We start from the raw sequence: 6,580 nt of genomic DNA, 5'->3' as shown, positions 1-6,580 counted from the left end.
GCCCTCGCGGCCGCGGCGAGGCGCCGCTCGCGGCTCCTGTCGCCGAGACGCTCTCGCAGGAGCAGAGCCGGGCGGCCACGCGCCGCGACCGCCTGCGCGCCGAGACGGCGACGTCGACCGGCACCGCTTCGACGCCCGAGTCGTCCTCCATGCTGACGCCGGACCGCCTCCTCGAGGTCAACCGGCGCACCCGCCCGGCACCCGTCGGCGGCTGGAACCGCTTCGTCTACAACGTCACCTTCCACGCCGTGAATCTGGGCGACTCCGGCAAGGTGCAGGCGTGGAAGGCCATGGACGAGCGGATCGGGCGCCAGTTCGAGGGCGGCACGCGCTTCGTCCCGGTCATGACCCGCAAGGGCGGCGTCGGCAAGACGACGGTGACGACCCTGCTCGGCATGGCCCTCGCGGACTCCCGCGAGGACCGCATCATCGCCGTCGACGCGAACCCCGATCGCGGCACCCTCGCCGAGCGCGTGCCGAAGCAGACGCGCTCGACCGTCCGCGACGTCGTGAACCGCGCCTCCGGCGTGAGCGGCTTCACCGACTTCTCGACGATGGTCTCGCGCGACGAGACCCGGCTGGACGTCCTCGCCTCCGACACCGACCCGATGCTCTCCGAGGCCTTCGACGAGGACGACTACAACGTGGTCGCCGATCTCGTCGAGCGCTTCTACTCGATCATGCTCACCGACTGCGGCACGGGAATCGTGCACTCGGTGATGCGCGCCACCCTCCAACGGGCCGACACCGTCGTGATCGTCTCGGGCGGCAGCGTCGACGAGGCCCGTCTCGCGTCCGAGACGCTGACCTGGCTCGACGCGAACGGCTACGGCGATCTCGTCAAGAACGCCGTCGTCGCCCTCAACACCGCGACGCAGGGCACGAGCCTCGTCAAGCTCGAGGAGATCGAGTCGCACTTCCGCTCGCGGGTGCGCGACATCGTCCGCATCCCCTACGACCCGGTGCTCGCCGCCGGCTCCGTCGTGAAGTGGGAGCAGCTGCGTCCGGGGACGAAGGAGGCGGCCCGCCTGCTGGCCGCCCTCGTCGTCGAGGGCATGCCGGTCCGGCGTGCCTGACGCGGCCGGGGAGCAGTCGTCGGAGGAGTCCGCTCCGGCGGAGGAGTTCGACCTCATCGTCATCGGTGCCGGCTCGGGCAACTCGATCGTCGGTCCCGAGTACGACGACGCCCGCGTGGCTCTCCTCGACGACGGCGAGTGGTTCGGCGGCACCTGCCTGAACGCCGGCTGCATCCCGACCAAGATGTTCGTGCACGTGGCCGACGTCGTCACCGATGTCGACCAGGGCGGCCCCGTCGGCGTGCGCGGGTCGCTCGCGCGCCCGGAGTGGGCCGCCGTGCGCGACCGGGTCTTCGGCCGCACCGACACGATCAGCCGCGCGGGCCTGGAGTACCGCGACGAGCGTTCGCCGAACGTGACGGTGCTGCGCGAGAGCTTCGGCTTCGAGTCCCTCGGCGACGGCGCCCGTCCGCACGTGCTCGTGAGCGCGAGCGGCACCCGGATCAGCGCTCCCCGCGTGGTCGTCGCGGCAGGGTCCCGCCCGCGTCCCCTGCTCGCCGTCTACTCGCCCGACCCGCGGATCCACGACTCCTCGTCGATCATGCGGCTGGACGACCTCCCCGAGCGCCTGGTGATCCTGGGCGGAGGGGCCGTCGCGGTCGAGTTCGCGCACGTCTTCTCCGCCTTCGGCACCGCGGTGACCGTGGCGGTCCGCAGCGACCGCCTGCTCCGCTCCCTGGACGAGGACATCGCGCGCCGCTTCACCGACCTCGCCCGCGAGCGCTGGGACGTGCGCACGGAGGTGACCGCCGAGCAGGTGGACGCCGGCGACGACGGACTCGTCGTCACGTTCAGCGACGGGACCCGGGTCGAGACGGACGTCCTGCTGGTCGCCCTCGGCCGCGACCCCAACAGCGACACGCTCGCCGCGGCGGCCGTCGGCATCGACCTGCACTCCGACGGCCGTATCGCGGTCGATCCGGAGCAGCGCGTGCTCTCGGGAGGCGCTCCCGTGCCGGGCCTGTACGCGCTCGGCGACGTCTCGTCCGAACGGCAGCTCAAGCACGTCGCCAACCACGAGGCGCGCATCGTCGCCCACAACCTCCTGCACCCGGACGAGCCGATGCGCAACACGCTGTCGCCCGTGCCCGGTGCGATCTTCGCGCACCCCCAGATCGCCCACTTCGGTCTCACGCTGGCGGACGCCGAGGAGGCCGGCCTCGCCGCGATCTCCGTCAGCCAGGAGTACGGCACGACGGCCTACGGCTGGGCCCTCGAGGACGAGTCGAGCGTCTGCATCCTGGTCGTCGGCCTCGACGGCGCCCTGCTCGGCGCCCACCTCATGGGTCCGCAAGCGAGTATCCTCATTCAGCCGCTCGTCCAGGCCGCCAGCGTCGGACGCGGCATCCACGGACTCGCCCGCAGCCAGTACTGGCCGCACCCGGCGGCGAGCGAAGTCGTCGAGAACGCCCTCCTGAAAGCGGAGGAGGCCCTGAGGGAGCGCACCACATGACCGAACGCCAGATCCGCATCTTCGGAGATCCCGTCCTGAAGACTCCGTCGGCCCCCATCGACGCCGTCGACGACGGGATCCGCGGCCTCGTCGAGGACCTCGTGGACAGCGTCCGCCCCGCCGGACGAGCCGGCGTCGCAGCACCGCAGATCGGCGTCAACCTCCGCGCCTTCAGCTACAACGTCGACGGCGTCATCGGCTACGTCCTCAACCCCGAGATCGTCGAGCTCAGCGGCGAGCCGCAGCCCGTCGACGAGGGCTGCCTCTCGGTCCCGAACCTCTGGTACCCGGCGATCCGCTACCCCCACGCCAAGGTCCGCGGCACCGACCTCGACGGCAACGAGGTGATCCTGGAGGGGGACGGCCTGATGGCCCAGGCCCTCCAGCACGAGTGCGACCACCTCGACGGCCGCCTCTACCTCGACCGCCTGTCCAAGGAGCACCGCCGCGCCGCCATGAAGGACGTGCGGGAGTCCCCCTGGTTCTGACTTGATCGGACGCCCGTCCTTGCCGGGCGTCGCGCGGTCGGCTCTCCGAGGTGGTCGCGTCCTGTGGAGCGTGTTGCGACCGCCGACGGGAAAGCGCTCGGACGCGCTTTCCCGGATACGGCTGCACCTTCGAGGTGCCGGTCCCTGCCCGGCCCCTCGTGGTCGGCTCGGCGAGGTGGTCGCGTCTTGTGGAGCGTGTTGCGACCGCCGACGGGAAAGCGCTCGGACGCGCTTTCCCGGATACGGCTGCACCTTCGCTGGGCCGGGTCAGCCGCGCGGCGTTCCCCTCCCTGCTGATCGAGTAGCCCGCGCAGCGGGCGTATCGAGATCCCTGTCTCCAGGAGGGGTGCGACCGAGCGCGACGGGACTGCCGAAGGGGCGAGCGTTTCCGGGGAAGCGCGCGCGGTCAGCGCCTTCCGATCGGTGAGCGCGACCCGCTCTGCGAACCGCGGACACTCGTGCGACCCGACCGCGGGGCACCGAGCAGGGATCGGCGCCCTCGCAGGTGCAGCCGCGCCGGCCGGGACCGGCCGCCTCAGCGGAGCGAGATGCCCTCGGTGGCCGGCGCAGCGGAGTACAGCGCCGAGACGGTGGTCGCGTAGTCCGACAGGATCACCGCGCGCTTGATGCTCATCTTCGGCGTCAGATGGCCACTGGCTTCGGTGAACTCGGTCGGCAGGATCACGAACTTGCGGATGGACTCCGCCCGCGAGACCGCCGTGTTGGCGTGGTCGACGGCCCGCTGGATCTCGGCCAGGACCGCCGGATTGACGGCCGCCTCGTCCAGCGTCAGCGTCGGGTCCTGACCGTTGTTGCCGAGCCAGGTCGGCAGCATCTCGCTGTCGAGCGTCACGAGGGCCGCGATGAACGGGCGCTGGTCTCCCACGACGACCACCTGGCCGACGAGCGGGTTGGCGCGGATCGGGTCCTCCAGCGCGGCCGGCGCGACGTTCTTGCCGCCCGCCGTGACGATGATCTCCTTCTTGCGCCCGGTGACGCGGAGGTACCCGTCCTCGTCGAGAGAGCCGAGGTCGCCGGTCCGGAACCACTCGCCGTCGAACGCCTCGGCGGTCGCCGTCTCGTTGTTCCAGTACCCGCCGAAGACGCAGATGCCCCTGACCTGGATCTCGCCGTCGGCGGCGATCCGGATGGAGGCGCCGGGCATCGCCGGACCGACGGTCCCGATCTTGAAGAGCTCGGTGCGGTTGACGCTCGCGGGAGCGGTCGTCTCGGTGAGGCCGTAGCCCTCGAGGATCTTGATCCCGAGGCTGTGGAAGAAGTGGCCGAGCCGGTCGCCGAGGGGCGCGGACCCGGAGACGGCGAACCGCACGTTCCCGCCCATCGCCGCGCGGAGCTTCGAGTACACGAGCCGGTCGAACAGGAGGTACTGCAGCTTGAGGGCGAGCGGCACGGAACCGGCCTCGACGGCGACGGAGTGGGCGACGGCGACATCGGCCGCACGGCGGAAGATCTTCCCCTTCCCCCCGGCCTCCGCCTTCTGCTCGGCCGAGTTGTACACCTTCTCGAAGACGCGGGGCACCGCGAGCAGGAACGTCGGCTTGAACGAGGCGAGCGAGGGCAGCAGCTGCTTCGTGTCGGCCTGGTGGCCGACCTTCACGCCGCCGTGCACGCAGAGCACCGAGATGAAGCGCGCGAAGACGTGCGCGGTCGTGATGAAGAGCAGCGTCGAAGCGCCCGGCTGGTGGATCAGCTCGGTCAGCGCCACCGCGGAGTTGCGGCTGAGCTCGACGAAGTTCGAGTGGCGGATGATGCAGCCCTTGGGGCGGCCCGTCGATCCGGAGGTGTAGATGATCGTCGCGATGTCCGAGCCGGTGGCGAGCGAGCGGCGGCGCTCGATCTCGGCGTCGGGCACGTCGACCCCTCGCGCGGCAAGCTTGTCGAGGTCGCCGAGGCCGATCTGCCAGGCGACCCGGACATCCGGGACGTCGGCACGGATCTCGTCGAGCCGCGCGAAGTGGTCGGCCGTCTCGACGATGACCGCGTGCGCCCCGGAGTCGGTGAGGTTCCACTGCACCTGGGCGGGGGAGGAGGTCTCGTAGATGGGCACGAGGATCGCGCCGGCGAACCACACGGCGAAGTCGATGAGCGTCCACTCGTAGCGGGTCTTGCAGATCAGCCCGATCTTCTCGCCGGGCTCGATGCCCGAGGCCACGAGTCCCTTCGCGAGTGCCGTGACCTGGTCGAGGAACTCCTGCGCGGTGACGTCGCGCCAGCCTCCGCCCTCCGGCACGCCGAAGAGCACTCGATCGGGTGTCTCGCGGACCCGGTCCAGCAGCAGATCCGCGGCGTTGGCCTGCGGATCGGCGGCCACCACGGCGGGCGAATCGAACTGTTCCACGGCAACTCCTTCGGTACCTGACGAACGTCGATCCCACTCTATCGGCGGGATCGAAGCTGTGGATCCGTTCAGGGTAACGATCGGGGCGGCTCCACCTGCGCGACTCTCCGGGGGTGCCGCGCGCCGCCCCGGCGATGCCCGCGGTCACTACACTCGATCTGGTCGCCGGAGCAGGCGGCTCCACCGGCGCCTCGCGCCGACGGCGGAGGGAAGGCGGTTCGCGTGCACGCGATCGGGATCGACATCGGCGGCACGAAGATCGCGGGAGCGCTGGTCGACGAGTTCGGCGCCATCCTCCGCGAGGACCGTCAGCCGACGCCCGCCGGGCACCCCGAGCTCATCGTCGACGTCGTCGTCGAGATGGTCGAGCGCCTGCGCGACGGGCTCCCCGCCGGAGACGTCGCCGCGGTCGGAGTGGCGGCAGCCGGGTTCATCGACGCGTCGCAGTCGATCGTGTACTACGCCCCCAACATCAACTGGCGCAACGAGCCCTTCCGCGAGAAGCTCTCGGCCCGCATCGACCTGCCGATCATCATCGAGAACGACGCCAACGCGGCCGGCTGGGCCGAGTTCCGGTACGGCTCCGGGCGCCTCGTGAGCGACATGGTCATGCTGACCATCGGCACGGGAGTCGGCGGCGCGATCGTCATCAACGACCGCCTCCTGCGCGGGGGCTTCGGCGCCGCGGCCGAGGTCGGGCACATGCGCGTCGTCCCCGGCGGCCTGCCCTGCGGCTGCGGTGCCCGCGGCTGCATCGAGCAGTACGGCTCCGGGCGCGCACTGCAGCGCTTCGCCGGCGAGCTGGCCGATGCCGGCGGGATCGGCCAGGGCATCGCCGACGCCCGCGCCCGCAACGGCGGCGAGCTGAACGGCCACATCATCTCGGACCTCATCGTCTCGGGAGACCTCGGCGCCCTCGCCGCGCTGCGCCAGCTCGGCCACTGGCTGGGCGAGGCCGCCGCGAGCCTGTCCGCGGTCCTCGATCCGCAGCTCTTCGTGATCGGCGGGGGAGTCGCCCAGGCCGGCGACCTGCTGCTGGATCCGATCCGCCAGGCCTACCTCGACAACCTCCCGGCGCGGGGCTACCACCCCGAGCCGGAGTTCCGCATCGCGGAGCTCGTGAACGACGCCGGAGTCGTCGGCGCGGCCGACCTCGCCCGGCTCCACGCCGAGTCGCTCTGATCCCGCCCCCACCCCCGCCTCT

5 protein-coding genes are annotated in these 6,580 nt (G+C 71.4%); 4 read left to right on the top strand and 1 reads right to left on the bottom strand.

The annotated features are described in order from the left end of the window. The 3 genes from NB037_RS17980 to def all read left to right on the top strand — a co-directional run. Positions 1-1,076: MinD/ParA family ATP-binding protein (locus NB037_RS17980; RefSeq protein WP_372490787.1), on the top strand; the 1,076-nt coding region annotated here is incomplete at its 5' end. After that, the gene (locus tag NB037_RS17975; RefSeq protein WP_251948221.1) at positions 1,069-2,529 is read left to right on the top strand and encodes a mycothione reductase; all 1,461 of its coding nucleotides are present in this window, start codon (positions 1,069-1,071) and stop codon (positions 2,527-2,529) included. The genes NB037_RS17980 and NB037_RS17975, both read left to right, overlap by 8 nt. Continuing rightward, positions 2,526-3,017, top strand: a complete 492-nt coding sequence (gene def / locus NB037_RS17970) for a peptide deformylase (protein ID WP_251948218.1) — start codon at positions 2,526-2,528, stop codon at positions 3,015-3,017. The genes NB037_RS17975 and def overlap by 4 nt, the downstream gene beginning before the upstream one ends. Before the next feature lie 535 nt (positions 3,018-3,552). Here def and NB037_RS17965 read toward each other — a convergent pair. Continuing rightward, positions 3,553-5,376 carry an AMP-dependent synthetase/ligase gene (locus tag NB037_RS17965; protein ID WP_251948216.1) on the bottom strand — a complete coding sequence of 608 codons (1,824 nt, stop codon included), beginning with the start codon at positions 5,374-5,376 and terminating at the stop codon, positions 3,553-3,555. 222 nt (positions 5,377-5,598) lie between these two features. Here NB037_RS17965 and NB037_RS17960 point away from each other — a divergent pair, with 222 nt between their 5' ends. Then, positions 5,599-6,558: an ROK family glucokinase gene (locus NB037_RS17960; protein ID WP_251948214.1), complete on the top strand. Its 960-nt coding sequence runs from the start codon at positions 5,599-5,601 to the stop codon at positions 6,556-6,558. Positions 6,559-6,580: the final 22 nt, after the last annotated feature.

It is taken from the genome of Rathayibacter rubneri, from assembly GCF_023743255.1.
GTDB classification, from domain to species: Bacteria; Actinomycetota; Actinomycetes; order Actinomycetales; family Microbacteriaceae; genus Rathayibacter; species Rathayibacter rubneri.
The sequence above is the reverse complement of the archived record's forward strand: the minus strand, read 5'-3'. Positions and strand labels throughout refer to the sequence as shown.

What these genes read in the sequence shown, in the direction of transcription:
- def (WP_251948218.1), top strand. Translation starts at nt 2,526, where the DNA reads ATGACCGAACGCCAGATCCGCATCTTCGGAGATCCCGTCCTGAAGACT.